Origin of the sequence: Cutibacterium avidum ATCC 25577, assembly GCF_000227295.1 — a bacterium.
Lineage (GTDB): Bacteria > Actinomycetota > Actinomycetes > Propionibacteriales > Propionibacteriaceae > Cutibacterium > Cutibacterium avidum.
Genome location: NZ_JH165054.1, coordinates 2109887 through 2135944 on the forward strand (window position 1 = coordinate 2109887; position 26058 = coordinate 2135944).

Sequence of the window (26058 nt, forward strand, 5' to 3'; positions counted from 1 at the left end):
TCGGAGCTGCACCGTCGCCCCCCTGACGTCGGTGCCAGGAAAACCGAGGTGAGGGGCAAACGATACGACCTTAGTCGAAGGGGCCGGTCATCGGCGCTTCGGGGGGTTCCTCACCGAGTTCCTCGCGGGCGGCACGGATGGCGGCCCAGGCGACCTGGGGTCCGTAGCCCTTGCGGGCCAGGGCACCCAACACCCGGCGGGTCAGACGGGCTTCCTCGACACCTCGACCTGCCCGCAGCTTGTTCACTGCGAGTTCAGTGGCGGCATCCAACTCGTCAGCCTCCGTGATCTGGGAGGTCGCGTCCTCAATGATCTGGGAATCGACCCCTTTGCGCGACAATTCGACTGCCACTGCTCTGCGGGACAGACCCCGCACACCGTGACGGGACGCTATCCATCGGTTGGCAAAGTCAGCATCATCGACGAGCCCCACCTCGGTGAGGCGATCAAGGACTGCCTCACGCACCTGCTCGGGCACACCTTTGGAATCCAGAGCTGCTGCGAGTTCACTTCGGGTGTTGGCCCGACGATCCAGTCGTTTGAGGCAGATCTCGCGAGCTTCCTCGTACCACTGGTCGTCGGTCAACTCCTCTGGAGAATCCTTGCGTCGCCGGCTCAGAATTCCACCTCACCGGTTTCGGGATCGACTCCCTCGGGAACTTCGGCCTCACGCAGACCCAGGTGGGTGAGGATCTTGTCCTCGACCTCGTTGGCGACGTCCGGGTTGCCCTTGAGGAAGTTGCGGACATTCTCCTTACCCTGACCCAGCTGCTCATTGTTGTAACTGAACCACGATCCGGACTTGGTGATGATCCCGCAGTCCACGCCCATGTCGATGAGGCTTCCCTCTCGGGAAATGCCTTGGCCATAGAGAATGTCGAACTCGGCCTGCTTGAACGGCGGGGCGACCTTGTTCTTGACGACCTTGACGCGGGTACGGTTACCGACCATCTCGGAACCGTCCTTGAGGGTCTCGATGCGGCGCACGTCCAGTCGCACCGAGGAGTAGAACTTCAACGCGCGTCCACCGGTAGTCGTCTCCGGGGAGCCGAACATGACACCGATCTTCTCGCGCAGCTGGTTGATGAAGATGGCCGTCGTCCCGGCCGCGTTGAGGGCACCGGTCATCTTGCGCAAGGCCTGGCTCATGAGGCGAGCCTGCAGACCGACGTGGGAATCACCCATCTCTCCTTCGATCTCAGCCTTCGGGGTGAGGGCTGCGACGGAGTCAATGACGACGAGCTCAAGGGCGCCCGACCGCACCAGGGTGTCGGCAATCTCGAGGGCCTGTTCACCGTTGTCAGGCTGGCTCACCAGCAGGGAGTCAGTGTCAACACCAAGCTTGCGGGCGTACTCCGGGTCGAGGGCGTGCTCGGCGTCGATGAAGGCGCAGATGCCGCCTTCGGCCTGAGCGTTCGCGATGGCGTGCAGGGCCACCGTCGTCTTGCCCGAGGACTCCGGACCATAAATCTCGACGATTCTGCCGCGTGGGAGGCCTCCCACACCGAGGGCGACGTCCAGGGCCACCGATCCCGTCGGAATCGCCGCAATCTTCACGGTCTCCTGCTCGCCAAGGCGCATGACGGAGCCCTTGCCGTGCTGCTTCTCGATCTGCTGCAAGGCCGTGGCAAGGGCCTGTTCGCGATCTGCGGTCGCTGCCATGTCCGTTCCTTCCTTGAAGGCGGTCTCCCGCCCCATTTGCCGCGCGGCATCGCCGCAGCGTTGGTCATGTGTCGTGATGAGGGAGACTCACCGGTTTCCCCGTGTCATCACTCAAACTGTAGGAGCGAGGTCGGACAATCCGTCAGCCAAGTTCGTTCCTGTGGATGACTGCCGTCACGGCTGTCCGCTCGCTTGTGGACAACCCTTCCAGATGCCACTGACGACTTTGCAGCGCGTCGTGTTCCGGTTTTGTTCCGTTTTCGTTTTGGCACCGTTCCTCGGCGTCCGGACACGTCCATCTCCCCAGGTCAGCGCAGCGAGTCGGGCAGCTCCAGTGCCTCCCAGCAGGCCCGCCAAATCGTCTTGGCATCGACCCCATCAGCCAAGGCTTCCTGCACAGTCCGTGAGTCGAGACCCGGTACAGCCTGCTGTGCAGCCCAGATTCGGCAGTAGTCGTCACCCAGGGCCTCAGCCAGTCGCGTCCACAATTGGGTCTCTGTCATGAAGACAAGCCTAAGGGCAGGATAAGATCAGCGCAGATGTGCGAACGCTCACTGCACGGCTCTCCCCACGAGCCATGAGTCGCGCGAAAGGAGAAGCGATGACGATGCCGTCGGATGCCCATTCATCATCCTCACGGCGAAACGACCGCATGGTCGCCATTCTCGCCATGTTGCGTGACCACGACGAGGTCCCCTTGCGGGCCATGGCGGCCACCCTGGGAGCGAGTGCTGCGACGATCCGACGCGATGTTGCCTCACTCGCTGAGCAAGGCCTTCTCATTCGCTCACATGGAACAGCTCGCCGCGCCGGAACGGGTGCCGAACTGCCCGTCAACTTGCGGGACGGCCGTCGTCGCCGCGCCAAGGAAGCCATCGCGCATGCCGTTGCTTCCGAGCTTCCGGTGGGACGTCACGCGATTGGGCTCACCGGCGGCACGACGACCACTGAGATCGTCCGGGCCTTGCATCATCGCCATGACCTCACCCTCATCACGAACTCCGTGAGTATCGCCCTCGAGGCCGCCGGCCAGGGCCAGCAACGTGTCCTCATCACCGGCGGGGTGCTACGCCCCTCCTCCTTGGAATTGGTCGGCTCCCTGGCCGAGTCCACCTTCAAGCAGGTCAACGTCGGCACCGCCATCGTGGGGTGTGACGGACTGAGTGCCGAGGGTGGCCTGACGACCCACGACGGCATCGAAGCCGCTGCAAACCACACCATGATCAAGAGAGCAGCTCGCATCATCGCGGCTGTGGACGGTTCCAAGATCGGCCGAGTCACCCTGGCAAAGCTGGCTGAGGCCAAGGACGTCGACCTCCTCGTCACCGACGACTCAGCTGATCCCGACGAGCTGGCCCGGTTGCGCGCTCTCGGAATCGCAATTCGTATCGTCCACGCACCGACTGACTGATCAGGCCGCGCGCCGCCCAGATGGCGGAGCCAATCCGGGCCATTCGTGGTCGAGAGACCCACAACACAGAAGTTCCCGGCCCCAACGGGACCGGGACACGTCAGAAGTTCAGGGGGTTGTTCATGCCGCAACAGTGATGCGGTGCTCGGGGGTGCCTTCACTCTTGAGCATCTTGTCGCTGACGATGCGCATCAATTCGGACTGTGGGAGGTCCAAAGCGGTGCAAATGGCGAGGATGAGCTCGCTGGAAGCTTCCTTCTGGCCCCGCTCGACCTCCGAGAGGTATCCGAGGGACACGCGTGCGGCAGAAGACACCTCACGCAGGGTGCGGCCCTGTGCGAACCTCTGTTCACGCAGCGACTCGCCGAGCATCTCACGCAGCATAGCTGATTTCATGGGCGTCTCCTCCTAGGTGATTCATCCATGACAACGCTCCCAGCGGATGAAACATTCCCCACACGGCGAAATTCTTCACATTTTTCTTACGGGGTCGTCGTCAGTTCTGCGAACCGCTCAAAACCTCGCATCCGAGGTCCAGAAGTGCCTGGACCGTCGCCCGTCGAATCTCCTCGCGTGGCCCCTCCAGCTGAAGACGCTTCACGATCGGAGCTCCCTCGTACACCGCACCGATGAAGACTGTTCCGGCCCCCTCACCGTCCTGGGGATCTGGCCCGGCAACCCCGGTGCAGGACAGACCAATGTCAGCCCGGCAGGCTTTCCGACATCCCATCGCCATCTGAGCCGCAGTGATGGAATTGATGACCCCGTTCTCGGCGATCCAGCCGGCATCGACCCCAGCGAGCTTGGTCTTGAGGTCGCTGGCATAGGTCACCAGACCGCCACGAAAGACCGCCGAAGCCCCCGGAACGGTCGTGATGGTCGCCGAGACCAGGCCTGCTGTCAGGGATTCGCAGGTTGCCGCCGTCAGACCGCGTTCCGACAACCCGGCAATGAATCGACGTGCGCCTTCGTCGCCGGTCACTTGAGGTTCTGCTTCCGAGACTTCACCGGCTTGACCCCAGCGTTCTTGGCACGGTTACGGATCTGGATGGCGTCCCTGATGTACACCAGGCCAGTGACGACGGTGAGCAGGAAGGCGATGATCATGACGGCCCAGGCGAAGACGTCGACGAAGGTCGGGGTTCGCCACAGGCCGAGGCAGAACAGCGTGATTGCCAGGGACTGCATAGCGGTCTTGAGTTTGCCGCCCTTGTTGGCCGCCATCACCTCATACTTGAGCATCTTCATCCGCATGACGGTGATGCCCCACTCGCGCAGCAGGATGATGATCGTCATCCACCATGGCAACTCGCCGAGAATCGACAGGCCGATGAAGGCCATGCCGGTGAGCGCCTTGTCAGCGATGGAGTCACCGATCTTGCCGAAGTTGGTGACGAGGTTGTACTTGCGGGCAATCTTGCCGTCGACGAAATCGGTGAGGATCGCCACCATGAAGACGATCGTCGTCGCCGTCCGCCAGCCGCCCTCATGGGCATGGGCCAACAGCATCCATCCGAAGACTGGAACCGCAACGGCTCTCAGCAGGGTCAGCGCATTCGGAACGTTGATGTTGCTGGAGCGGTCCTTCTTCGTGGCCATGGGCACAGTATCTCGCGTGACGACGCCTGATGCGACTCACCGCCCCGAAATGGTTCCCGATTGGTCCGTCGACGTCAGCGCCGTGGGACCACCGTGGTGCCGATGCCGTGGCAATGACGCTCAGGTCAGTACCGGGCGCGCAACGAGGTCGACGCCGTCAGAGCCGACGAAATCGACGTCCACGATGTCGCCGACGCTCACCCCGGCAGAATCGACGAGGGTCACGACCCCGTCGACCTCCGGGCCCTGATGCTCCGCCCTGCCGACGATGGCTTCGCCGGTCTCCTCAATCATGACCCGACCACGGGTGCCGACACGATCCTCGGCGCGCTGGGAGACGAGTTCGTCGATGAGATCGGCGAGATCTTCGCGTCGAGCAGCAATCACGTCCTCGTCGACATGGCCGTCGAGGGTGGCTCCCTCGGTGCCTTCCTCGTCGGAATAGGCGAAGATGCCAGCAACATCGAGCCGCGCCCGCTGCAGGAAATCGGCGAGGATCTCGACATCGGCCTCGGTCTCGCCGGGGAAGCCGGTGATGAAGTTCGACCTGAAGCCGGCTTCCGGACAACGCGAACGGATGGACTCGATGATGTCGATGAAGGACTCGGCGTCACCGAAGCGGCGCATCCGGCGCAACAACGGCCCTGATGCGTGTTGGAAGGACAGATCGAAGTAGGGCACGACCTTGGCGGTCGCCAGCATGGTGTCGACGAGCCCCGGTCGAAGCTCTGCGGGTTGCAGGTAGGACACCCGAATCCATTCCAGCCCGTCGACATTGTCCAGGCCGGTGAGGAGTTTCTCCAGAGCGCGCAGATCCCCCAGGTCCTTGCCGTAGGAGGAGGAGTTCTCACTGACGAGGAAGACCTCCTTGACGCCATGGTCAACCAGCCAGCGTGCCTCCTCGACGATCTCGGCGGCAGGTCGGGAGAGGTAGGAGCCCCGGAATCGCGGGATGGCACAGAAGGCACAGCGACGATCACAGCCCGAGGCCATCTTCAGCGCTGTGCTGGGTCCCGAGCCGAGACGGCGTCGGGTGGCTCGAGGGCCCGAGGCCGGGGCCATCGTGGCCGACAGATCAGGGGCGGTGCCATGGCCGGGAATCGACACACCAGAGCTGGCTGGCCTGCGATCGACCGGGCTGATCGGAAGTAGGGTGCGACGGTCATGCGGAACATGGGCCTCGATGGATCCCCCGTCGAGGATGGTGCGAAGCCGATCGGCGATGTCGTCGTAGTCGTCGAATCCCAGCACGGCGTCAGCCTCGGGGAGGGACTCGGCCAGTTCACGTCCGTAGCGCTCGGCCATGCACCCAACCGCTACAACCGACTGAGTGGGTCCGTGGCCCTTGAGGTCTGCGGCCGCCAGCAAGGTGTCGACGGAGTCCTTCTTGGCCTGCTCGATGAATCCGCAGGTGTTGACGACGACCGTCTCGGCCTCGCTGGGGTCGTCGACGAGACGGAATCCGCCAGCCTCCATGCGGGCCGCAAGCTCCTCGGAATCGACGTCGTTGCGGGCGCAGCCCATCGACACGAGATGGACTGTCATGAGGTGATCACCGGCAGACACGAGACTCCATTCTGATGGACGAGGTGGTTTCGGCTGCATCCTACGCGTCTACCGTGGGATACATGCCCTTTCGTAAGACCGACCACCACAAGAACGCCATCGACTACGAGGTTGCCGGGTTGACATGGCTCGCGGCTGCCCAGCCCGCTGGAGCTGCGATCGTCGAGGTGTTGGACCATGGCAATGGTTGGCTCACGGAACCCGAGCTCTCCCCGATCCGTCCCACCCGTGAGGCGGCTGAGGAATTCGGTCGACGCCTGGCTCACACCCACGCAGCAGGGGCATCCCACCTGGGAGCGGCACCCGACGGGTTCACCCCTGACGGCGGATATATCGGTCGCGCTCCCCTGCGCCTGCCCTCCGAACACATTGACTCGTGGGGAGAGTTCTACGCCCGCCACCGCATCGAGCCCTACATGGACAGCCTTGACGCCGGCGCCCGCGCGATCATGTCCAAACTCGTCGACCGGCTGGCCAGCGGGGTGCTCGACCACGACCAGCCCGCCCTGGTGACCGATCCTGCCGCTCGTACGCACGGTGACATGTGGTCCGGGAACCTCATGTGGACCTCCGACGGAGTCGTCCTCATCGATCCTGCTGCCCAAGGTGGTCATGCCGAGGAGGACCTTGCCTCCTTGTCGGTCTTTGGTGCCCCCTTCACCAACGAGATTCGTGCCGCCTACGACGAGGAGTCCCCACTGGCCGACGGTTGGCAGGAACGAGTTGGGCTGCACCAGCTCCACATGCTCATCGTCCACTGCTTCCTCTTCGGCGGCGGATATGTCGGTGAGACCGTCGAGGTAGCACGCCGCTACCTCTGATCGTCTTCCCCGGAACGGGCTCGTGGCCCCGTCATGTGACGAGGCCACGAATATGTCTCACCAGCCGGTTCTCGGCATCGTTGTGAGTCGATGAGGCCAGCCTGGACAGGCAATCAGTGGGCGTCGGACCAGGCCTGCGGATCTGAGGACCAGGTCTGCAGGGTGGCCAGCTGCTCCGGGGTGATGCGTCCGGACTCCGCTGCCACTTCGATGAGGGTCGGGTAGTTCGACAGGGTGTACAGCGGCAGACCGGCCTCCTCAAACGCACGATGCCCCTTCTCCAGCTGGTAGGAGAACAAGGCGAGGACGCCGACCACCGTCGATCCCTCTCGCTCGACGGCCTGAGCGGCCTTGAGCACCGAGCCGCCGGTGGAGATGAGGTCCTCGACCATGACGACCTTGGAGCCGTCCGGGATGCGTCCTTCGATCTGGTTGCCGCGTCCGTGGTCCTTGGGGGCGGAACGGACATAGGCCATCGGGGCACCGAGACGATCGGCAGCCAGCGCGGCGTGGGCGATGCCAGCGGTGGCGGTCCCGGCGACGACGTCGACCTGATCGAAATTCGCGCGCACCAGCTCGGCCAGGCCCGAGGCGATGAGGTCACGGATCTGTGGGTCCGAGAGGGTCACGCGGTTGTCGCAGTAGATCGGTGAGTGCAGGCCGGAGGCCCAGGTGAACGGGGCATCCGGGGACAGCGAGACAGCTTCGATGTCGAGCAGACGCTCGGCGAACTGCTGGGCGATCTCCTTGTTGGTGACGGTCATGACGGTCTTCCTCCAGGTGGTGTTGTCGTCAGGCTGCCGTGCGTCCGGCATTCCATTCGTCGCGGATGGCGTGATAGGCCGCGACCGGGTCGTCGGCCTTGGTGATGGGACGGCCCACCACGATGGCCGAGGAGCCCATCGAGGCCGCGTTGCCAGGGGTGGCGACCCGGGACTGGTCCCCCACCGCGGCGCCTGCCGGACGGATACCGGGGGTGACACGCAGGAAGCCCGAACCCGTCACCGAGGCGATGTCGGCGGCCTCATGGGCCGAACAGACGACACCAGCCAGACCGGCCGACTGGGCAAGTTTGGCGTAGTTGCGCACCGATTCGGCCAGCGGCACCTCGATGAGCTGCTCGGTCTTGAGCGCTTCTGGGGAGGTCGAGGTGAGCTGGGTGATGGCGATGACACGAGTGGTCCCGGCCGCATCCCCGAGGCCCTCCAGAGCTGCCTCCATCATGGCCTTTCCGCCCGCGGCGTGGACGGTCAGCAGATCTGCTCCCAGCCGGGACAGGCTTATGGCCGCACCCTTGACGGTGTTGGGGATGTCGTGGAGTTTGAGGTCGCAGAAAACATCGTGCCCGGCGTCCTTGAGGCTGGTGATGACACTCGGACCTGCCGCGTAGAACAGCTCCATCCCCACCTTGACGAAGAGGCTCTCGTCGAACTTCGCGACGAAGTCGAGGGCAGCCTCGGCGCCGGGAAGGTCGAGGGCGATGATCGGACGGCTGGTGTCCATGTGTACTCCTTGATGGTGGTCGATGATCAGCGAGACCGGCGGACCTCGGTGCGGAGGCCCTCGAGGCTGGGGATGTGCAGGTCGTCCATGAGCGGCTCAAGGCCGTCGATGATCTTGGGGCAGGCCAACGGATCGGTGAAGTTGGCGGTACCGACGGCGACCGCCGAGGCCCCAGCCATCATGAGTTCCAGGACATCGGCGCTGGTCGTCACCCCACCCATCCCGATGACGGGGATGTCAACGACCCGGGTGACGACGTCGATCATGCGCACTGCGATGGGAAGGACGGCTGGCCCGGAGAGCCCGCCCGTGCCGTTGGCGATGACGGGTTTTCGCCATCCCAGGTTGATCCTCATCCCGGTGAGGGTGTTGATGAGGGTCAGGCCGTCGGCCCCGGCGTCAGCGACCGCTCTGGCGATCTCGGTGATGTCGGTGACGTTGGGAGACAGTTTGACGTAAACCGGCACGTTGGCGGTCGCGACGACGGCTTTCGTCAGGTCGTGGGCGGCGGTCGCATTGGTGCCGAAGGTGATTCCTCCGCGCTTGACGTTGGGGCAGGAGATGTTGATCTCCAGGGCTGCCACGTTCGGAGCGGTCGAGATGACCTCGGAAACCGTGACGTAGTCCTCGGTGGTGTACCCGGCGACATTGGCAATGATCGGCAGGTCCGGGAAGCGCTCGGCCAACCACGGCAGCTTCTCGGCCATGACGACGTCGAGACCGGGATTCTGCAGACCGATGGCATTGAGCATCCCGCCGGGGGTCTCGGCGACCCGAGGGACCGGATTGCCGAGACGCGGCTCAACGGTGGTCGCCTTGATCATGATCGATCCCAGCACTGACAGGTCGTAGTACTGGGCATACTCGGAACCGAAGCCAAAACACCCACTGGCGGGCATGATCGGATTCTTGAGCTCCAAGCCCGGCAGCGAGACGGCCAACCTGTTCACAGCACGACCTCCTCGGCCTCGAACACCGGGCCTTCGTAACACACCCGGAACTGATGATCGGGGTCCCCCGCGTCCCCGATGACACAGGCGTAGCAGGCACCCACCGCGCAGGCCATCCTCTCCTCCAGGGAGAGCTGAGTGCGCACCGTCGGTGCCAGGGCCGACTTCACCCACTTCAGCATCGGGATGGGCCCACAGGCCTGCACGATGTCGGGGACGAACCGTCGCGCTGCGTCGGTCTCGGCGATCTGGGCGACGGTCCCCCTCGTCCCCACCGATCCGTCGTCGGTGGAGATGAGCACCTCGCCCAGCTGGGAGAATTCATCAGCCCAGAAGATGTCGTTGCGGCTCCGGAATCCCAGTCGGAACTGCACCTGGACGCCACGCTCCACGAGGCGACGACCGAGCAGGTACAGCGGCGGGATGCCCACGCCTCCACCAACGAGCAGGGCCCGTTGTCCAGACTGCACGGAGTCGGAGGCAAATCCGTGTCCCAGCGGGCCGAGGACGTCCATCCTTGCCCCGAGAGGCGCCCGCGACAGCTCGTCAGTTCCTCGTCCGACCACCCTGAAGATGAGGGTGTATCCCTCCTCGTCCGCGTCAGCTATGGACAGTGGCCGACGCAGCACGTGCAACCCACCGGGCAGCAGGTCGAGGAAGGTTCCCGGGACGGCCCTCGGCATCGGCCCGTCAGGGATGAGCCGCACCGAGTACACCCCGCGGGCAATCTCCTGACGATCCGTCAGTTCCATCATCTGAGGGGCCGGACGCTGCCCCGTGGCCCCGCTCATCAGATCGACTCCGTCGAGAAGACTCGCGACTCCATCACCCGGCAGATCGCCGCGGCGGTGTCGAGGGAGGTGAACAGCGGGATGCCCCGGGCGATGGCCTCACGACGGATCTGCTTTCCGTCGATGATGGTGCCCTGGCCGTTGCCCATGACGTTGATGACGGCGTCACACCCGTTGCGACTGATGAGGTCGAGGACGGACTCGGTGGAACCAGCCTCCCCCGACCCGATCTTCTCGGCCACGTCGATCCTCAGGCCACCCTCGTCGAAGAACCGCGCGGTACCCTTGGTGCCGACGAGCTGGAATCCGATCCGGTCGAAGCGACGGGCCAGGGTGAGGGCCTCGGGTTTGGCGTCGTCGGCCACCGTGATGAGGATCTTGCCATATTCGGGGACGTGCAGACTTGCGGCCTCGAAGACCTTGTACAACGCCTTCTCGACGGTGTCGTCAGAACCCATGACCTCACCGGTCGACTTCATCTCCGGTCCCAGGTGCGAGTCGACCAGGTCGAGCTTGGAGAAGCTGAACACCGGAGACTTGACGTGGATGCGCGTGGAGACCGGCAGCAGTCCAGGTTGCAGATCGAGGTCCGAGAGCTTCTCCCCGAGGATGATCCGGGTGGCCACCTCGGCCATCGACACCCCGGTGACCTTAGACAGGAAGGGAACGGTGCGCGAAGCACGAGGGTTGGCCTCGATGACGTAGACCGTGTCCTCACCGCTTGAGGGATCCTTGGCGATGACGAACTGGATGTTGAGGATGCCCTTGGTGTTCAGCCCCAGGGCCAGCTCCGTCGTCACCTCGACGATGCGATCTGTGACCTTCTGGCCCATCCGCTGCGGCGGGTAGACGGCCATCGAGTCTCCGGAGTGTACTCCCGCACGCTCGATGTGCTCCATGATGCCGGGGATGAGGACGTCGGTGCCGTCACAGATGGCATCGACCTCGCACTCAAGACCATTGAGGTAACGGTCCACCAGCACCGGCTTGTCGGGGCTGGCGTGGACGGCGTCGCGCATGTACCGCCTGAGCTCCTCGGCGCTCGTCACGATGGCCATGGCACGACCACCAATGACGTAGGAAGGACGTACCAGCACCGGGTACCCGAGCTCCTCGGCGACCACCAGAGCCTCCTCGGTGGACCGGGCGGTACCACCAGGAGCCTGTGGGATCCCCAGCTCCGCAAGCAGGGACTCGAATCCCTCACGGTCCTCGGCGCGGTCGAGGTCGGCAAGCTGGGTGCCCAGGATCGGCACCCCGGCAGCCTCCAGCTGGCCCGCAAGGTTGATGGCCGTCTGGCCACCGAACTGGACGATGACCCCCTCCGGCTGCTCGAGGTCGATGACGTTCATGACGTCCTCGATGGTGAGCGGTTCGAAGTACAGCTTGTCGGAGATGGAGAAGTCGGTGGACACCGTCTCCGGGTTGGAGTTCATGATGATCGCCTCATACCCGGCGGCCTGGATGGCCTTGACCGAGTGCACGGTGGCGTAGTCGAACTCGATGCCCTGACCGATGCGGATCGGCCCGGAGCCCAGCACCAGGATGCTGGGGCGATTCGACTTCACCGACTCGTTCTCCATCTCGTAGGTCGAGTAGAAGTACGGGGTCGAGGAGTCGAACTCGCCGGCGCAGGTGTCGACCATCTTGTAGACCGGCTTGATACCGGTCTCGACTCGACGGTTGCGTACCTCATCGGCGGTCCTGCCCCAGAAGTGGGCAATGGCCGGATCGGAGAAGCCGTTGCGCTTGGCGATCCAGAGAGCTTCCGGATCATCGGGGCAGGCCCGCAGCCTCTCCTCGATCTCGAGGATGTGGGCGATCTTGTCGAGGAAGAAGACGTCGATCTTGGTCTGCTCGCGGAGCTCGTGCACAGTGCGACCGCGGCGAATCGCCTCGGCCAAGCAGAAGAGACGGTCGTCTCGGGCGTGCAGCAGGCGTTCCTCGAGGATGTCGTCAGGTAGGTCCGCGACATCACGCAGAGCGATGTGGTCGACGCCGATCTCCAGGGAGCGCACTGCCTTGAGCAGGGATTCCTCGATGGTGCGCCCCAGGGCCATGACCTCGCCGGTGGCCTTCATCTGAGTGCCGAGGCGGCGATCGGCCCGGGCGAACTTGTCGAAGGGCCAGCGCGGAATCTTGGCGACGACGTAGTCGAGCATGGGCTCGAACATCGACCAGGTCGTCCCGGTCACGGGATTGCGGATCTCGTCGAGGGTCATACCGACGGCGATCTTCGCGGCGATCTTGGCGATCGGGTAGCCGGTGGCCTTGGAGGCCAGGGCCGAGGACCTCGAGACTCGCGGGTTGACCTCGATGACGTAGTACTGGAAGGACTCCGGGTCCAGGGCGAGCTGGACGTTGCAGCCTCCCTCGATGCCCAGCGCCCGGACTAACTCGATCGACGCGTCGCGCAACATCTCGTGCTCGACGTCGGTGAGGGTCTGGGTGGGGGCGAAGACGATGGAGTCTCCGGTGTGGACACCGACCGGGTCGAAATTCTCCATGGTGCAGACGACCATGGTGTTGTCGGCGCCGTCGCGCATCATCTCGTACTCGATCTCCTTGTACCCGGCGATCGACTGCTCGACCAAGCACTCCGTGACCGGGGAGAGTTCCAGACCCTTCCCGACGATGCGAACCAGTTCGGCCTCGTCATGGCAGATACCGCCGCCGGTACCGCCGAGAGTGTAGGCGGGACGGACGATGAGCGGGTAACCGATGGTGTTACCCACCTCAACCGCCTCGTCGACGGTGTGGACGATCTCGGAAGCCGGCACCGGCTGGCCCAGCTCGTCCATGAGCTGCTTGAACAGGTCACGGTCCTCCGCCTTCTCAATGGCGGAGAGCTTGGTGCCCAGCAGTTCGATGCCCAACTCGTCGAGGATCCCGGACTTGGCCAGTTCGGTGGCCAAGTTGAGGCCGGTCTGACCGCCCAGGGTGGGGACGATGGCGTCGGGACGTTCCCGGCGCAGGATCGAGGAGACGAATTCCAGGGTGATCGGTTCGATGTAGACCTTGTCGGCGATGTCGCGGTCGGTCATGATCGTGGCTGGGTTGGAGTTGACGAGGATGACCTCGTACCCCTCCTCCTTGAGGGCCAGACAGGCTTGGGTGCCGGCGTAGTCGAACTCGGCGGCCTGACCGATGATGATCGGACCGGATCCGATGACGAGGATGCGATGCAGGTCGGTGCGGCGGGGCATCAGTTCTGGCCTCCAGAGTGATTGGCGTCCATGAGTGCCACGAAGTCGTCGAAGACGTGGGCTGCGTCGTGCGGCCCGGCGGCCGCGTCGGGGTGGTACTGCACCGAGAAGGACCCGAGACGGGTGTGACGCACACCCATGACCGTCTCGTCATTGATCTCGATGTGGGTGATCTCCAACTCCGTCCCGGCCACTGAGTCGGGATCGACGGCGTATCCGTGGTTCTGGCTGGTGAAATCGATCCGTCCGGTGGACAGTTCGCGCACCGGGTGGTTGAAACCACGGTGTCCGAAGGGCAACTTGTAGGTGTCGGCTCCGTTGGCCAGGGCGAAGATCTGGTGACCCATGCAGATGCCGAAGACCGGATAGTCCTCCTGGAGCTCACGCACCACGTCCTGGACCTGCGGGATCGACTTCGGATCGCCGGGGCCGTTAGACAGCATGATGCCGTCCGGGGCCAGGGCACGCACCCGGTCGGCCGAGATGTTCCAGGGCACCACGGTGACGGCGCATCCCCGCTTGCCGAGCTCGCGCAGGATGGAGTGCTTAAGGCCGAAGTCGAGGAGCACCACGCCGCGTCCGCCCAGGGGCGACGGATAGGCGGTGCGGGTGGAAACCTGGGCGATCTGGTCGGTGGGAAGCTGGGTGTCGCGCAGCTTCTCCAGCTCGGCGTCGAGATCGGCGCCCGGGCCCAGAAGAACCCCCTTCATGACCCCCTCGTTACGCAGTCGTCGCACCAGGGCACGAGTGTCGATGCCAGCCAGGCCTGGAATGCCATGGGTGGTGAGGAACTCGTCGAGGCTGCGACGGTTGCGCCAGTTGCTGGCCAGTCGCGGCACCTCTCGGCAGATGACCCCGGCAGTCGTCGGGAAGAGGGACTCCATGTCGTCGCGGTTGATGCCGCAGTTTCCGATGAGGGGGTAGGTGAAGGTGACGATCTGTCCGTTGTAGGACTGGTCGGTGAGGGTCTCCTGGTATCCGGTCATCCCGGTGGTGAAGACGACCTCGGCACTCACCTGAAGGTCAGCCCCGAAGGCCTCCCCCTGGTAGCTCGTCCCATCGGCCAACAACAGGGTGCGTCTGCTCATCGCGGGTCTCCCATCTCGTGGTCATCAGTCTTGCCGATCTGCTGTCCTCGACGGTGCACCGTCCGGCCACCGACCATCGTCAGCACGCAGTCACCGAGGACGGGGCGACCGGCAAATGGGGTGTTGCGTCCCATGCCGGCACCCTCCTCGGGGATGATCGTCGTCTGGGTTTGCAGGTCGAAGGCGGCCAGGTCGGCCGGTCCGCCCGCTCGCAGTCGTCCGGCATCGGCCAGCCCGAACGTGTCCGCAGGCCCGACGGTGAGCCAGTCGACCAGCTGATCCAGGCGGAATCGACGGTTCAGCACGAAGTTCGTGTACAGCAGGGCGAAGGTGTGCTCATTCGTGATGACCCCGAAGGCGGCATTGCGGAAGGAACAATCCTTCTCAGCACCGGCGTGCGGGGCATTGTCCGTGGCGATGCAGGTCAAGGTGCCGTCACACAGCCCCTCGACCATGGCGTCGACGTCATCCCGAGTGCGCAGCGGGGGATTCATCTTGTAGAACCCATCGTCGCCAGGGATGTCCTCGTCGGCCAGCAGCAGGTGATGTGGTGCCGCCTCGCCGGTGACCCGTGCACCGTCCTCCCGACCACGACGCAGGGTGCGAATCGACTGCCTGGTCGAGGCGTGGCACAGGTGGTAGTGGGCCCCGGTGGCCTCTGCGATCATGACGTCTCGGGCCACCTGGACCGTCTCGGTGAGACGAGTCATGGGCGGCAGGTCGAGTTCGCGGGCCCGGCGTCCGTCATTGATGACCCCGCCACGCACCAGGGACTCGTCCTCGGCATGGGCAGCGATGGGACGGTCCGCCGCGGCGGCAGCGCGCATGGCGTCGTACATCGTTCCGGCCAGCTGGACGCCCTTGCCATCATTGGAGAAGGCTATGGCCCCGGCCTGGGTCAGGGCATCGACGTCGACCAGATCGGTACTCGTCAGCCCGACGGTGATGGGAGCGATGGGCCGCACTCGCACCATCGCTGACTCCTTGATCCTGCGCTTGAGGTCGGCCATGAGCTCAGTGGTGTGCGGGTCGGGCACGGTGTTCGGCATCGCGCAGATCGTCGTCCACCCGCCGCGGGCTGCGGCGGCAGTGCCCGAGGCAATGGTCTCCTTGTGCTCCTGTCCCGGCTCGCGCAGATGGACGTGCAGGTCCACCATGCCGGGAGTCACGAGAGCCCCGCCCAGGTCGATGATCTCGGCGTCGGCTCCGTCGAGGGCATTGCGACGACCTCGTGAAATGGCCTCAATTCGGTCATCGCGAACGAGGAGCTGGGAGGGAACCGGGGTGGCTCCCTCCAGCATGGTCAACCCGGTGAGGAGGACCTTTCGGCTCACTTCGTCTCCCTGGCCTGCAGCACCTGTTCCAGAATGGCCATTCGCACCATGACTCCGTTCCCCATCTGCTCAAAGATACGAGATGAGGGGGCCTCCACGAGGTGACCGGAGATCTCACATCCGCGGTTCACCGGGGCCGGGTGCATGATGATCGCGTTCGGCTTCATCCGCTTCGCCCGTTCGTCGGTGAGTCCGAAGGCCTGCAGATAGTCGGTGGCGGAGAAGTCTGGGCCGGCATCGAACCTCTCATGCTGGACCCGCAGCATCATGGCGACGTCTACGTCGGAGATGGTCTCGTCGAGGGTGGCCATCGTGCCGAGCCTGGTGACGTCGTGGTCCATCCACTCGCGCGGGCCGGTGAAGACGACATTGGCACCAAGACGGGCAAGGATCTGGGCATCGGAACGAGCCACTCGCGAGTGGGCGATGTCGCCACTGATGGCGACCGTCAGGCCATCGACGTGACCGAACTCCTCGGCGATGGTCATGAGGTCGAGCATGCACTGGCTGGGGTGCTGACCGGAACCGTCGCCACCATTGACGACCGACAGACCGAGCATCCCGGTCGACAACAGGTAGTCGTAGTAATGGTTGGTGGAGTGGCGGATGACGGCCACCTCGGCACCGATGGCGTCGACCGTGCGCACCGAGTCGTAGAGACTCTCCCCCTTGGTGACGCTGGAGTGTCCCGGATCGAAGTCGAGGACCTTCATGCCCAGGCGGTGCTCGGCCATCTGGAAGCTCGTCATGGTTCGGGTGGAGTTCTCGAAGAACATGTTGATGGCGACGTGCCCAGGCTCGACGTGCGGGGCCTCGCCGGCCTTGAACTGACGTCCGCGATCGATGATCTTCATGACATCGTCATTGGACATGTCCTCCACGGACAGGAAGTGGCGTCCGGAGTAGTCGACGTCGAACTCCTCAACGACCTCAGCACTCATCGGGATGCCACCTTTCGAATGGTGACGGCGTCCTCGCCATCGACTTCGGTGACGCGGACGTCAACAGCCTCACCCAGAGAGGTGGGGATGTTCTTCCCGACGAAATCGGCACGGACCGGTAGCTCGCGGTGACCGCGATCGACCATGACAGCCAGCAGGATGCGGTCGGGCCGGCCAGTGTCGAGCAGGGCGTCAAGGGCAGCCCGCACGGTGCGACCGGTGAAGAGGACGTCGTCGACGAGGACGACCGTCTTGCCGGCCAGGTCCCTCGGGACGTTGTTGCCGGAGAGCACCGGGTTCTGCGGGCGCTCGCGGTGCTCATTGGGATCGAGGTCGTCCCGGTACAAGGTGATGTCCAGCTCACTGATGGGAACATCCACATCGCTCAGGGAGGACAGCTTGGCGGCCATACGCTGTGCCAGGTATGCGCCGCGGGTGCGAATACCGACGATGACCAACTGGTCGAGCCCCTCATTGCGCTCGACGATTTCGTAACAGATTCTCGTCAGCGCCCGCTCCAAAGCCTTGGAGTCGAGGACGGTGACTTGGCCGGATGACTGGGTGAGTTGCATAACAGGCTCCTACCGCTGGACACCGCGGGTGCGAGGGTGGAGCACACCGGGCGACGCGCACATGCGCAGCCGCCTGTTGGCACGACCTTCGCGACCTCACGGGATCGCCGTTAAAGGGCGTCGCCAAGAGCGTAGCACGACCCGGACTGAAGTTATCTCAGCAGGCGTGATCAGCGAGCACCGACTCGATGTTCACCCTCTCGTCGTCGGTGAACGGTGTCGCTCCCAACGCGTCAAGGTCGGAGTCCAGCTGCGGCACCGAGGAGGCACCGACGATGACGCTGGTGATGCGGGAATCCCGCAGGATCCACGACAGAGCCATCTGGGCGAGGGTCTGGTCGCGGTCCTTGGCGATCTCATTGAGGGCTGAGACGGCGGCGCGGGTGGCGTCATCGATCTGCTCGGGACGCAGGGAAACCGCACCCATGCCAGCCCGGGACTGGGCCGGAATGCCCTTGAGATACTTGTCGGTGAGGATTCCCTGTGCCAACGGGGAAAAGCAGATGATGCCCATCCCCTCCTGCTCACAGGTGTCGACCAGGCCATCCTCGATCCAGCGGTCAAACATGTTGTAGCGCGGCTGGTGGATGAGAAGCGGGGTGCCGAGGTCGCGGGCGATGGCGGCTGCCTTCTCGGTCTGCTCCGGATCGTAGGAGGAGATGCCGACGTAGAGGGCGCGTCCGGAGCGGACGATGCGGTCGAGGGATCTCATGGTCTCCTCGAGCGGGGTGTCCGGGTCAAAGCGGTGGGAATAGAAGATGTCGACGTAGTCCAGGCCCAAGCGCTTGAGGGACTGGTCGCAGGAGGCGATGAGGTACTTGCGGGAGCCGCCTCCCTGTCCGTAGGGGCCAGGCCACATGTCGTAGCCCGCCTTGGAACTGATGATGAGCTCGTCACGGTAGGGCTTGAAGTCGGTGGCCAAGATGCGACCGAAGTTGATCTCCGCCTGACCATAGGGCGGACCGTAGTTGTTGGCGAGGTCGAAGTGGGTGATGCCACGGTCGAAGGCACGACGCAGCACGGCACGCTGGGTGGACCCTGGGTGAAGGTCTCCGAAGTTGTGCCACAGGCCCAGGGAGATGGCAGGCAGCAACAATCCGCTGGTCCCGCAACGTCGGTACTCCATGGTGTCGTAGCGATCTTGGGCTGCCCCATAGGTGCTCACTGCCATGGCCTCAGCGTACCGAAAATCAGCCGTGGTGGGAGGACGCGTCAATGACCTCGCACATCGATCCCGAGCTCGACGAGATGGCCAAGGTGGGAGCGAGTCCCGGCCAGGTCACTAGTTCCTTCGCCATTGGCGTCGGCGTAGCCACATGGATAGATCTGATAGCCGACTCCGTCATTCCGTCACTGCCGGGGAGGCCGCACCTCCTGTTGCTGAAGGCGCCAAACCTACTGGTCCAGTTCGATCTTGCGATGCTGACTCATGATTCCGCCATGACAAGCCAGAACATCCTCTCCCCTAATCTGTCGCAGGCCAGGACGATAATGGTCTCGACGTTGACGAAGGAGCCAACATGACCCCAGCTGAGATCACCGACCTCATCTCCCAGCTCACCCTCGAGGAGAAGGCCTCCTTGTGCTCAGGAGGTGATTCCTGGCACCTCCAGACCGTCGAAAAGCTGGGGATTCCCGGACCGATGGTGACGGATGGTCCACACGGCCTGCGCAAGGTTGCCGACGGATCCATGGCAGGGATTTATGACTCCGTCCCCGCGACCTGTTTCCCCACCGCTGCTGGGTTGGCATCGACGTGGGATCCAGAGCTCGTCCATGACATCGGCGTGGCTCTGGGTGAGGAGACACGGGCCGAATCTGTGTCAGTCCTCCTTGGCCCTGGCATCAATATGAAACGCTCCCCGCTGTGCGGACGCAACTTCGAGTACTTCTCCGAGGACCCGGTTCTCGCCGGGACCTTGGCCACCGAGTTGGTGCGCGGCATCCAGTCCCAGGGAGTCGGCACCTCCCTCAAGCATTTCGCCGCGAACAATCAGGAGACCGACCGGCTGAGAGTCAACGCTGAGATTGACGAGCGCACTCTGCGCGAGATTTATCTTCCGGCCTTCGAGATGGTCGTGAAGCAGGCTGACCCCTGGACGGTGATGTGCTCCTACAACGCCATCAACGGGGTCTACTCCAGCCAGAATCGTTGGCTACTCACGGAGCTGCTGCACGAGGAATGGGGTTACAAGGGACTCGTCATCTCCGACTGGGGTGCCGTCGTCAATCGGGTCGAGGGGCTACGCGCCGGGCTCGATCTCGAGATGCCCGGTGACGCTCCGCGCAACGACGCCCGGATCGTCGAGGCTGTGCGTAGTGGCGATCTTGACGAAGAGATCCTCGACACCGCTGTGGCACGGATTCTCTCCCTCATTGCGCGGGCGTCGGCTGCCATGGCCGATCCCGGCAGTTACGACATCGAGGCCCACCACCAGCTTGCTCGTCGGGCGGCTGCTGCCTCGGTGGTGCTGCTCAAGAATGACGGGGACGTCCTACCACTGATCGACCCTGACGACGTCGTCGTCATCGGAGAGTTCGCACGCACCCCGCGTTATCAGGGAGCGGGGTCATCCAAGGTCAATCCGACTCGTGTTGACACCGCTCTGGACAGTCTGCGCCAGACCTGGGACGACGTCCCCTTCGCTCCCGGATTCACTCTCACCGACCACCCCGATCCGCAACTGGCTGACGAGGCCGTATCTCTGTCCCGGGGCAAGACAGCTGTTCTCTTCCTCGGGCTTCCGGCCGTAGCCGAGTCCGAGGGATATGACCGCACGAACACCGATCTACCGACCGACCAGATCGACCTTCTGGCCCGGGTGAGGAAGGTCGCTTCCCATACGATCGTCGTCCTTTCCAATGGCTCATCGGTGGGCACTGCCGAGTGGGATGACCAGGCCGACGCCATCGTCGAGTGCTGGCTGGGTGGACAGGCCAGCGGATCCGGCGTCATCGATGTCCTGACAGGTAAGGTCAATCCATCCGGACACCTCGCCGAGACCATTACGAGAAAGCTGTCTGACATCCCTGCCCAGCTCAACTTCCCCGGAGAGTTTCAGCACGTCACCTACGGCGAGGGCAGGTACATCGGTTATCGCGGCCTCGATGCCACCGAACGCGAGGTCGCCTATCCTTTCGGCCACGGGCTAAGTTACACGACCTTTGCCTACTGCGACCTCGATCTACTCGTCCGGCCGGTCTCCGACGAAACTGCTCAGGACGAGACGGTGCTCACCGTCAGCTTCACCGTCTCCAATACCGGCGACCGCGCTGGTGCCACCGTCCCACAGGTGTACCTGGGATTTCCCGACGCTACCGTCGACCGTTGCGTACGCGAGCTCAAGGCCTTCCTCCGCGTGGAGCTGGACCCTGGCGAGAGCCGATCGATCACCATTGACCTCACCCGTCGAGACCTGTCCTACTGGGACATTCTGCTGCACTCATGGACCGTCGAACCAGGTACCGTCAGGGTTGAGGTGGGTATCTCCAGTCGTGACCTTCCACTGACCGGAGAGGTCATCCTCGACGCCCCGACAGTCCGCCACCCGCTGCGTCGCGATTCCACCGTGGCTGAGTGGATGGACGCGGATGAGGAGTTCGCCGCCAAGGTCCGGCGGGCCACCGAGCAGACCGGCATCGACCTTGACAGCGACCCGACAACGGCTGCCTTCATCCTTGCCATGCCGGCCTACAAGATGCTCCAGATGGCGCCAATCATGACGCCGGAGGAACTCGACAAGATGCTCGGCGACTGAGACGCGAGTCGGTGGCCCATGACGGGTCACCGATACATGTCAGGGGAAGCGTGCCGCCGCACGCCTGGATGAGATCAGACCGAGTCAGAAAGTGGACCAGGTCAACGACGTCCACCACGGGGACGCAAGACCTTGTGGGCCTGCCAGTCCTCGCCGGCGTCATAACTGGTCGTCAGCACCATGCCAGCGGTGTCGACACCGTCGGAAAGATCTGCCGGATCGATGGTGCCAGGACGTCCCACCTTTGGGGTGACGAGCACGATGAAACCATCGTCGGAGAGGTCGCGCATGGCGTCCACCAGTCCATCGGCCACATCCCCGTCTTCGGCACGCAACCACAACCAGACGATGTCGACGGCATCGATCGAATCCTCGATCATGTCGCCATCGATGATGTCCATGACCTCCTGGCGGAGATCCTCGTCAACGTCATCGTCCCAACCGAGCTCCTGGACCACCTGCCCGGCCTCGAGACCGAGCTTGTCCAAATCGGTGCCGCTTCCCACGAATCCTCAGCTTCCTCACGTATGTGCGTCTGGCGCGAAAGACGCCTTGGAACAAGCGTGCCAGATGCGAGACGCGGAGGCCACCTCAGGGGTGACCTCCGCGTCGTCAGATTCGATCAGGCGTCGCCGCCGGCATTGCCGGACGACCCAGCGTTGACGTTGAGAAGGTCGTACTTCTCAGCCGCCTTGGCCGGCCAATCCTGCGGAATCTCACCCCGCTCGGCGAGCATCTGCAGGGCTCGGACGGCCATGGACGGTCCATCGATGTGGAAGAAGCGACGGGCAGCGGCGCGGGTGTCGGAGAACCCGAACCCATCGGCACCCAGGGACGCGTAGTCTCCCGACACCCACTGAGCGATCTGGTCGGGGACCTGACGCATGTAGTCGGTGGCCGCGACGACCGGGCCAGGGGCATCGGCCAGGCGCTGCACGATGTACGGAGTGCGCTTGCCCTGCTCAGGATGCAGGAAGGCCTGTTCCTCGGCCTCCATGGCGTCACGACGCAGCTTGTTCCACGAGGTGACCGACCAGACGTCGGCAACGACACCGAAGTCGTCCTTGAGGAGCTTCTGAGCCTCAAGGGCCCACGGCACCGCGACGCCGGAGGCCAACAGCTGGACGCGACGGGCGTCCTCACCAACCCCCTCGAAGGAACCCTTCGACAGCAGGTACATGCCCTTGACGATGCCCTCGGCGTCGACTCCTTCAGGCTCGGCCGGCTGGACGATCGGCTCGTTGTAGACCGTCAGGTAGTACATGACGTTCTCGGGGTTCTCACCGTACATCTGTTCCAGACCGGCCTGGACGATGTGGGAGATCTCGTAGGAGTAGGCCGGGTCGTAGGAGACGACCGCCGGGTTGGTGGCAGCCAGGATCGGCGAATGGCCGTCCATGTGCTGGGTGCCCTCACCTGTCAGGGTGGTGCGCCCGGCGGTTGCGCCGATGATGAATCCCTTGCACATCTGGTCGCCGGCGGCCCAGAAGGAGTCACCGGTGCGCTGGAATCCGAACATCGAGTAGAACAGGTAGATCGGCACCATCGGCACGCCCTGGGTGGAGTAGGCCGAACCGGCAGCGATGAAGGCAGCCGTCGAGCCTGCCTCGTTGATGCCGGTGTGCAAGATCTGGCCGTTCTTGGCCTCGCGGTAGCTGAGCATGAGCTCGTGGTCCACCGGGGTGTAGTTCTGGCCGTGCGGGTTGTAGATCTTGATCGTCGGGAAGAACGAGTCCATGCCGAAGGTACGGGCCTCGTCAGGGATGATCGGGACGACGTGCGGGGCGAAGTTCTTGTCGCGCATGAGGTCCTTGAGCAAACGCACGAAAGCCATGGTGGTGGCGACTTCCTGCTTGCCCGATCCACGCTTGACACCGTCGAAGGCCTTCTGCTCCGGGATTGGCAGAGAGGTGAACTTCACGCGACGCTCCGGCACGAAACCGCCCAGAGCACGACGACGCTCCATGAGGTACTGGATGCGCTCATCGTCGGTGCCCGGGTGGAAGTACGGGGCGCGGTACGGGTCGGCCTCCAGGACCTTGTCGGAGATCGGGATCTCGAGACGGTCACGGAACTGCTTGAGGTCGTCGAGGGCCAGCTTCTTCATCTGGTGGGTCGCGTTGCGGCCCGCGAAGTGGGTTCCGAGGTCGTAGCCCTTGATGGTGCAGGCGAGCACCACGGTCGGAGCTCCCCTGAACTCGGTGGCGGCCTTGTAGGCGTTGTAGATCTTGCGATAGTCGTGGCCGCCGCGACGCAGCGCCCAAATCTGTTCGTCGGTCCAGTTCTCGACCATCTTGGCGGTGCGCGGATCACGACCGAAGAAGTGCTCACGGACATAGGCACCGTCGTTGGCCTTGAAGGTCTGGTAGTCGCCGTCACGAGTGTTGTTCATGATGTCGACGAGAGCGCCGTCGCGGTCAGCCTGCAGCAGCGGATCCCAGCCCGATCCCCAGATGACCTTGATGACGTTCCAGCCGGCACCACGGAAAACGGCTTCCAACTCCTGGACGATCTTGCCGTTGCCACGCACCGGGCCGTCCAGACGCTGAAGATTGCAGTTGATGACGAAGGTAAGGTTGTCGAGTTCCTCATTGGCGGCAACCTGCAGGAAGCCACGCGACTCCGGCTCGTCCATCTCGCCGTCGCCGAGGAAGGCCCAGACGTGCTGGTCGGAGCAGTCCTTGACACCACGGTTGGTGAGGTACTTGTTCATGGACGCCTGGTAGATGGAGTCCATCGGTCCCAGCCCCATAGACACCGTCGGGAACTGCCAGAAGTCGGGAAGCATGCGCGGGTGGGGGTAGGAGGGCAGGCCGTGACCAGCCTTCGACTTCTCCTGACGGAACCCGTCAAGATCCTCCTCACTGAGGCGTCCCTCCAGGAAGGCGCGGGCGTACATACCCGGAGCTGCATGACCCTGGAAGAAGACTTGGTCGCCACCACCGGGAGCGTCCTGTCCACGCCAGAAGTGGTTCTGGCCGACCTCGTAGAGGGTGACTGCGGAGGCATAGGTGGAAATGTGGCCACCGACGCCGATGCCGGGACGCTGAGCGCGATGCACCGTGATGGCGGAGTTCCACCGCAGCAGACGACGGATGTTCCGCTCGATCTCGGCGTCGCCGGGGTACTCCTCCTCGTCCTCGGCAGCGATGGTGTTGATGTAATCGGTGGAGGTGAGAGCCGACAGATCGAGATGACCGTGGCTACGAGCCCGCTCCAGCATCTTCAGCAACACGATCCGAGCACGGTTGGGACCGTCAGCCTCGACCATCTTGTCGAGGGATTCGATCCACTCCTGGGTCTCCTCGGGATCGATGTCAGGCAATGTTGTCGGTAGTCCGTTGAGGACTGGTCCACGTTCTTCGCGTGGGATCACGCTGGGTCCTTTCTCATCGACGTTGACGCGCTACCGGCGTCGTCACCGGTGACGGTTCGAGGTGGCAGCCCGAGGGCCCGCCGCCAACCTATTGTGTCGTGTTATGAAAGAAAAGTCACTTGCAGATGTCGTAAATCGACTCAGCGCGAAATTCCTGCCTTGAGGCAGACGCGAGGAAGGACATCGCGGCCCAACCACATCCCCATTAGACTGTCCGACGTTTCGCCGGGGGGAGGCTCAGGTGACCAGGAATGACATCGCGCCGACGTCCGCGCGCCGAACGTCGAGTACCGGTCGCACCGTCGTCTCCTCTGACCGCACCCGCCGAGCCATCGCGAAGCGCTTGACTGCTCGCACCTCCGCCATGACAACCGCCACCCTCGAGGAGATGGGCCGTCGTCATTCCTGGTTCCGCGACCTCTCTGCCGAGGAGAGGTCGTGGATTTCGATCGTGGCCCGGTCCGGCATCGATGGCTTCGTGCAGTGGTTTGCTGACGACGACGCCGAGCCCTACTCCCCGACCGACGTCTTCGACGTGGCACCGCGATCCATGACTCGCAAGATCTCGCTGCACCAGACCGTCGAGCTGGTCCGCACCACGATCGACGTCGTCGAGGCTCAAATCGAGACCGAGATGCCACGCGGGGATCGCCAGGTCCTGCGTACTGCCATCGTCCACTACTCCCGAGAGGTCGCTTTCGCCGCTGCCGAGGTGTACGCCCGGGCCGCCGAGCGCCGCGGCACCTGGGACGAGCGACTGGAATCCCTCGTCGTCGATGCCGTGGTCCGCGCCGACGCCGACGAGCAACTCATCTCCCGCGCGTCCACCCTCGGATGGCGTCCCGGTATCAATCTGTGTGTCGTCGTGGGTCGTGCCCCGACCACTGAGCATGAACTGCACGTGCTGCGTCGCGACGGGGAACGGATGCAGATGACCGTGCTGGCCGCACTGCAGTCCGATCGCCTCGTCGTCATCCTCGCCAGTCAGAAACTCGTCGACGATCCGGCCGCGGTGGCTGCCACCGAAGCCTTGGCCGAGCATTTTGCACCCGGGCCCATCGTCGTCGGACCGGTCGTCGCTGACCTCACCCTGGCACCGGCCTCCGCTCGCGCCGCACTGTCAGGAGCCCGAGCCGCGCGAGCCTGGCCGGAGGGTCCGCGGGTCATGGCTGCCATCGACCTTCTGCCCGAGCAGGTTCTCTCCGGTGACGCCGAGGCCACTGCATGGCTCGTCGATGAGGTCTACACCCCGTTGGCCGCCGCGAGTGGGGACCTCATGGACACCACCGTCTCCTTCCTCGATCATGGCTGCTCGGTGGAAGGCACCGGTCGGGCCATGTTCATCCACCCGAACACGGTGCGCTACCGCCTCAAGAGGATCCAGGCCGTCACTGGCTACTCCCCATCGGACCCTCGAGAGGCTTATGTGCTACGACTGGCGATCACCCTGGGGCGGCTGACGAACTGATGCGAACCGGTC

Annotated in this window: 24 protein-coding genes; 5 read left to right on the top strand and 19 right to left on the bottom strand. The window is 64.0% G+C overall.

Features of this window, described 5'->3' with window-relative positions:
• Nucleotides 1-70: 70 nt before the first annotated feature.
• The 3 genes from recX to HMPREF9153_RS09430 form a co-directional block, all read right to left on the bottom strand.
• The gene (gene recX, locus HMPREF9153_RS09420; RefSeq protein ID WP_023032630.1) at nt 71-619 is read right to left on the bottom strand and encodes a recombination regulator RecX; all 549 of its coding nucleotides are present in this window, start codon (nt 617-619) and stop codon (nt 71-73) included.
• Nucleotides 616-1662: a recombinase RecA gene (gene recA / locus HMPREF9153_RS09425; RefSeq protein WP_015582828.1), complete on the bottom strand. Its 1047-nt coding sequence runs from the start codon at nt 1660-1662 to the stop codon at nt 616-618. The genes recX and recA overlap by 4 nt, the downstream gene beginning before the upstream one ends.
• Before the next feature lie 308 nt (nt 1663-1970).
• On the bottom strand, nt 1971-2165 hold the full coding sequence (locus HMPREF9153_RS09430; RefSeq protein ID WP_004811580.1) for a DUF3046 domain-containing protein: 195 nt from the start codon (nt 2163-2165) through the stop codon (nt 1971-1973).
• 149 nt (nt 2166-2314) lie between these two features.
• Between HMPREF9153_RS09430 and HMPREF9153_RS09435 the strand changes: the two genes are divergently transcribed.
• The gene (locus HMPREF9153_RS09435; protein ID WP_036902406.1) at nt 2315-3073 is read left to right on the top strand and encodes a DeoR/GlpR family DNA-binding transcription regulator; all 759 of its coding nucleotides are present in this window, start codon (nt 2315-2317) and stop codon (nt 3071-3073) included.
• A 120-nt stretch (nt 3074-3193) separates the two neighbouring features.
• Here HMPREF9153_RS09435 and HMPREF9153_RS09440 read toward each other — a convergent pair whose 3' ends face one another.
• The 4 genes from HMPREF9153_RS09440 to rimO form a co-directional block, all read right to left on the bottom strand.
• Nucleotides 3194-3469 (bottom strand): helix-turn-helix domain-containing protein, encoded by a 276-nt coding sequence (locus HMPREF9153_RS09440; RefSeq protein WP_004811583.1) that lies wholly within the window; start codon nt 3467-3469, stop codon nt 3194-3196.
• Between the two features lie 100 nt (nt 3470-3569).
• Nucleotides 3570-4055: a CinA family protein gene (locus tag HMPREF9153_RS09445; protein WP_004811585.1), complete on the bottom strand. Its 486-nt coding sequence runs from the start codon at nt 4053-4055 to the stop codon at nt 3570-3572.
• On the bottom strand, nt 4052-4672 hold the full coding sequence (gene pgsA / locus HMPREF9153_RS09450; RefSeq protein ID WP_004811587.1) for a CDP-diacylglycerol--glycerol-3-phosphate 3-phosphatidyltransferase: 621 nt from the start codon (nt 4670-4672) through the stop codon (nt 4052-4054). Before pgsA ends, HMPREF9153_RS09445 begins: the two co-directional genes overlap by 4 nt.
• Before the next feature lie 120 nt (nt 4673-4792).
• Nucleotides 4793-6217: a 30S ribosomal protein S12 methylthiotransferase RimO gene (gene rimO, locus HMPREF9153_RS09455; protein WP_036980151.1), complete on the bottom strand. Its 1425-nt coding sequence runs from the start codon at nt 6215-6217 to the stop codon at nt 4793-4795.
• 35 nt (nt 6218-6252) lie between these two features.
• On the opposite strand from rimO, the gene HMPREF9153_RS09460 reads away from it, so the two are divergent.
• A complete protein-coding gene (locus HMPREF9153_RS09460; protein ID WP_004811591.1) occupies nt 6253-7059 on the top strand; it encodes a fructosamine kinase family protein in 807 nt (268 codons plus the stop codon).
• A gap of 113 nt (nt 7060-7172) precedes the next feature.
• Here the strand turns inward: HMPREF9153_RS09460 and pyrE are convergent, their stop codons facing one another.
• The 10 genes from pyrE to mgrA all read right to left on the bottom strand — a co-directional run bounded on the left by pyrE (nt 7173) and on the right by mgrA (nt 18615).
• Complete coding sequence (gene pyrE, locus HMPREF9153_RS09465; RefSeq protein ID WP_015582833.1) at nt 7173-7823, bottom strand: orotate phosphoribosyltransferase; 651 nt, start codon at nt 7821-7823, stop codon at nt 7173-7175.
• 28 nt (nt 7824-7851) lie between these two features.
• Nucleotides 7852-8562, bottom strand: coding sequence for an orotidine-5'-phosphate decarboxylase (gene pyrF, locus HMPREF9153_RS09470; RefSeq protein ID WP_004811594.1), 711 nt, complete (start codon nt 8560-8562; stop codon nt 7852-7854).
• A 26-nt stretch (nt 8563-8588) separates the two neighbouring features.
• A complete protein-coding gene (locus HMPREF9153_RS09475; RefSeq protein WP_004811595.1) occupies nt 8589-9512 on the bottom strand; it encodes a dihydroorotate dehydrogenase in 924 nt (307 codons plus the stop codon).
• A complete protein-coding gene (locus HMPREF9153_RS09480) occupies nt 9509-10303 on the bottom strand; it encodes a dihydroorotate dehydrogenase electron transfer subunit (RefSeq protein WP_004811596.1) in 795 nt (264 codons plus the stop codon). The genes HMPREF9153_RS09475 and HMPREF9153_RS09480 overlap by 4 nt, the downstream gene beginning before the upstream one ends.
• Nucleotides 10303-13509, bottom strand: coding sequence for a carbamoyl-phosphate synthase large subunit (gene carB, locus HMPREF9153_RS09485; RefSeq protein WP_004811597.1), 3207 nt, complete (start codon nt 13507-13509; stop codon nt 10303-10305). Before carB ends, HMPREF9153_RS09480 begins: the two co-directional genes overlap by 1 nt.
• A complete protein-coding gene (locus HMPREF9153_RS09490; RefSeq protein WP_004811598.1) occupies nt 13509-14597 on the bottom strand; it encodes a carbamoyl phosphate synthase small subunit in 1089 nt (362 codons plus the stop codon). The genes carB and HMPREF9153_RS09490 overlap by 1 nt, the downstream gene beginning before the upstream one ends.
• Nucleotides 14594-15931 (bottom strand): dihydroorotase, encoded by a 1338-nt coding sequence (locus HMPREF9153_RS09495; protein WP_004811599.1) that lies wholly within the window; start codon nt 15929-15931, stop codon nt 14594-14596. The genes HMPREF9153_RS09490 and HMPREF9153_RS09495 overlap by 4 nt, the downstream gene beginning before the upstream one ends.
• Nucleotides 15928-16872 carry an aspartate carbamoyltransferase catalytic subunit gene (locus HMPREF9153_RS09500; RefSeq protein WP_004811600.1) on the bottom strand — a complete coding sequence of 315 codons (945 nt, stop codon included), beginning with the start codon at nt 16870-16872 and terminating at the stop codon, nt 15928-15930. The genes HMPREF9153_RS09495 and HMPREF9153_RS09500 overlap by 4 nt, the downstream gene beginning before the upstream one ends.
• A complete protein-coding gene (gene pyrR / locus HMPREF9153_RS09505) occupies nt 16869-17444 on the bottom strand; it encodes a bifunctional pyr operon transcriptional regulator/uracil phosphoribosyltransferase PyrR (protein WP_004811601.1) in 576 nt (191 codons plus the stop codon). The genes HMPREF9153_RS09500 and pyrR overlap by 4 nt, the downstream gene beginning before the upstream one ends.
• A gap of 157 nt (nt 17445-17601) precedes the next feature.
• Complete coding sequence (gene mgrA / locus HMPREF9153_RS09510) at nt 17602-18615, bottom strand: L-glyceraldehyde 3-phosphate reductase (RefSeq protein ID WP_004811602.1); 1014 nt, start codon at nt 18613-18615, stop codon at nt 17602-17604.
• A gap of 44 nt (nt 18616-18659) precedes the next feature.
• On the opposite strand from mgrA, the gene HMPREF9153_RS09515 reads away from it, so the two are divergent.
• Together HMPREF9153_RS09515 and HMPREF9153_RS09520 are read left to right on the top strand one after the other, a co-directional pair.
• Complete coding sequence (locus HMPREF9153_RS09515; protein WP_004811603.1) at nt 18660-18968, top strand: hypothetical protein; 309 nt, start codon at nt 18660-18662, stop codon at nt 18966-18968.
• Nucleotides 18965-21202 (top strand): glycoside hydrolase family 3 C-terminal domain-containing protein, encoded by a 2238-nt coding sequence (locus tag HMPREF9153_RS09520; RefSeq protein WP_004811604.1) that lies wholly within the window; start codon nt 18965-18967, stop codon nt 21200-21202. The genes HMPREF9153_RS09515 and HMPREF9153_RS09520 overlap by 4 nt, the downstream gene beginning before the upstream one ends.
• 101 nt (nt 21203-21303) lie before the next feature.
• Here the strand turns inward: HMPREF9153_RS09520 and HMPREF9153_RS09525 are convergent, their stop codons facing one another.
• Nucleotides 21304-21708 carry a DUF3052 domain-containing protein gene (locus HMPREF9153_RS09525; protein WP_004811605.1) on the bottom strand — a complete coding sequence of 135 codons (405 nt, stop codon included), beginning with the start codon at nt 21706-21708 and terminating at the stop codon, nt 21304-21306.
• Nucleotides 21709-21824: 116 nt separating this feature from the next.
• Nucleotides 21825-24578, bottom strand: a complete 2754-nt coding sequence (gene aceE, locus HMPREF9153_RS09530) for a pyruvate dehydrogenase (acetyl-transferring), homodimeric type (RefSeq protein WP_004811606.1) — start codon at nt 24576-24578, stop codon at nt 21825-21827.
• Between the two features lie 364 nt (nt 24579-24942).
• Here aceE and HMPREF9153_RS09535 point away from each other — a divergent pair, with 364 nt between their 5' ends.
• A complete protein-coding gene (locus tag HMPREF9153_RS09535; protein ID WP_071349083.1) occupies nt 24943-26046 on the top strand; it encodes a PucR family transcriptional regulator in 1104 nt (367 codons plus the stop codon).
• Nucleotides 26047-26058 lie beyond the last annotated feature (12 nt).

What these genes read in the sequence shown, in the direction of transcription:
- recA (WP_015582828.1), bottom strand. Translation starts at nt 1,662, where the DNA reads ATGGCAGCGACCGCAGATCGCGAACAGGCCCTTGCCACGGCCTTGCAG.
- HMPREF9153_RS09430 (WP_004811580.1), bottom strand. Translation starts at nt 2,165, where the DNA reads ATGACAGAGACCCAATTGTGGACGCGACTGGCTGAGGCCCTGGGTGAC.
- HMPREF9153_RS09435 (WP_036902406.1), top strand. Translation starts at nt 2,315, where the DNA reads ATGGTCGCCATTCTCGCCATGTTGCGTGACCACGACGAGGTCCCCTTG.
- HMPREF9153_RS09440 (WP_004811583.1), bottom strand. Translation starts at nt 3,469, where the DNA reads ATGAAATCAGCTATGCTGCGTGAGATGCTCGGCGAGTCGCTGCGTGAA.
- pgsA (WP_004811587.1), bottom strand. Translation starts at nt 4,672, where the DNA reads ATGGCCACGAAGAAGGACCGCTCCAGCAACATCAACGTTCCGAATGCG.
- rimO (WP_036980151.1), bottom strand. Translation starts at nt 6,217, where the DNA reads ATGACAGTCCATCTCGTGTCGATGGGCTGCGCCCGCAACGACGTCGAT.
- HMPREF9153_RS09460 (WP_004811591.1), top strand. Translation starts at nt 6,253, where the DNA reads ATGGACGAGGTGGTTTCGGCTGCATCCTACGCGTCTACCGTGGGATAC.
- pyrE (WP_015582833.1), bottom strand. Translation starts at nt 7,823, where the DNA reads ATGACCGTCACCAACAAGGAGATCGCCCAGCAGTTCGCCGAGCGTCTG.
- pyrF (WP_004811594.1), bottom strand. Translation starts at nt 8,562, where the DNA reads ATGGACACCAGCCGTCCGATCATCGCCCTCGACCTTCCCGGCGCCGAG.
- HMPREF9153_RS09480 (WP_004811596.1), bottom strand. Translation starts at nt 10,303, where the DNA reads ATGAGCGGGGCCACGGGGCAGCGTCCGGCCCCTCAGATGATGGAACTG.
- carB (WP_004811597.1), bottom strand. Translation starts at nt 13,509, where the DNA reads ATGCCCCGCCGCACCGACCTGCATCGCATCCTCGTCATCGGATCCGGT.
- HMPREF9153_RS09490 (WP_004811598.1), bottom strand. Translation starts at nt 14,597, where the DNA reads ATGAGCAGACGCACCCTGTTGTTGGCCGATGGGACGAGCTACCAGGGG.
- HMPREF9153_RS09500 (WP_004811600.1), bottom strand. Translation starts at nt 16,872, where the DNA reads ATGAGTGCTGAGGTCGTTGAGGAGTTCGACGTCGACTACTCCGGACGC.
- pyrR (WP_004811601.1), bottom strand. Translation starts at nt 17,444, where the DNA reads ATGCAACTCACCCAGTCATCCGGCCAAGTCACCGTCCTCGACTCCAAG.
- mgrA (WP_004811602.1), bottom strand. Translation starts at nt 18,615, where the DNA reads ATGGCAGTGAGCACCTATGGGGCAGCCCAAGATCGCTACGACACCATG.
- HMPREF9153_RS09515 (WP_004811603.1), top strand. Translation starts at nt 18,660, where the DNA reads ATGACCTCGCACATCGATCCCGAGCTCGACGAGATGGCCAAGGTGGGA.
- HMPREF9153_RS09520 (WP_004811604.1), top strand. Translation starts at nt 18,965, where the DNA reads ATGACCCCAGCTGAGATCACCGACCTCATCTCCCAGCTCACCCTCGAG.
- HMPREF9153_RS09535 (WP_071349083.1), top strand. Translation starts at nt 24,943, where the DNA reads ATGACAACCGCCACCCTCGAGGAGATGGGCCGTCGTCATTCCTGGTTC.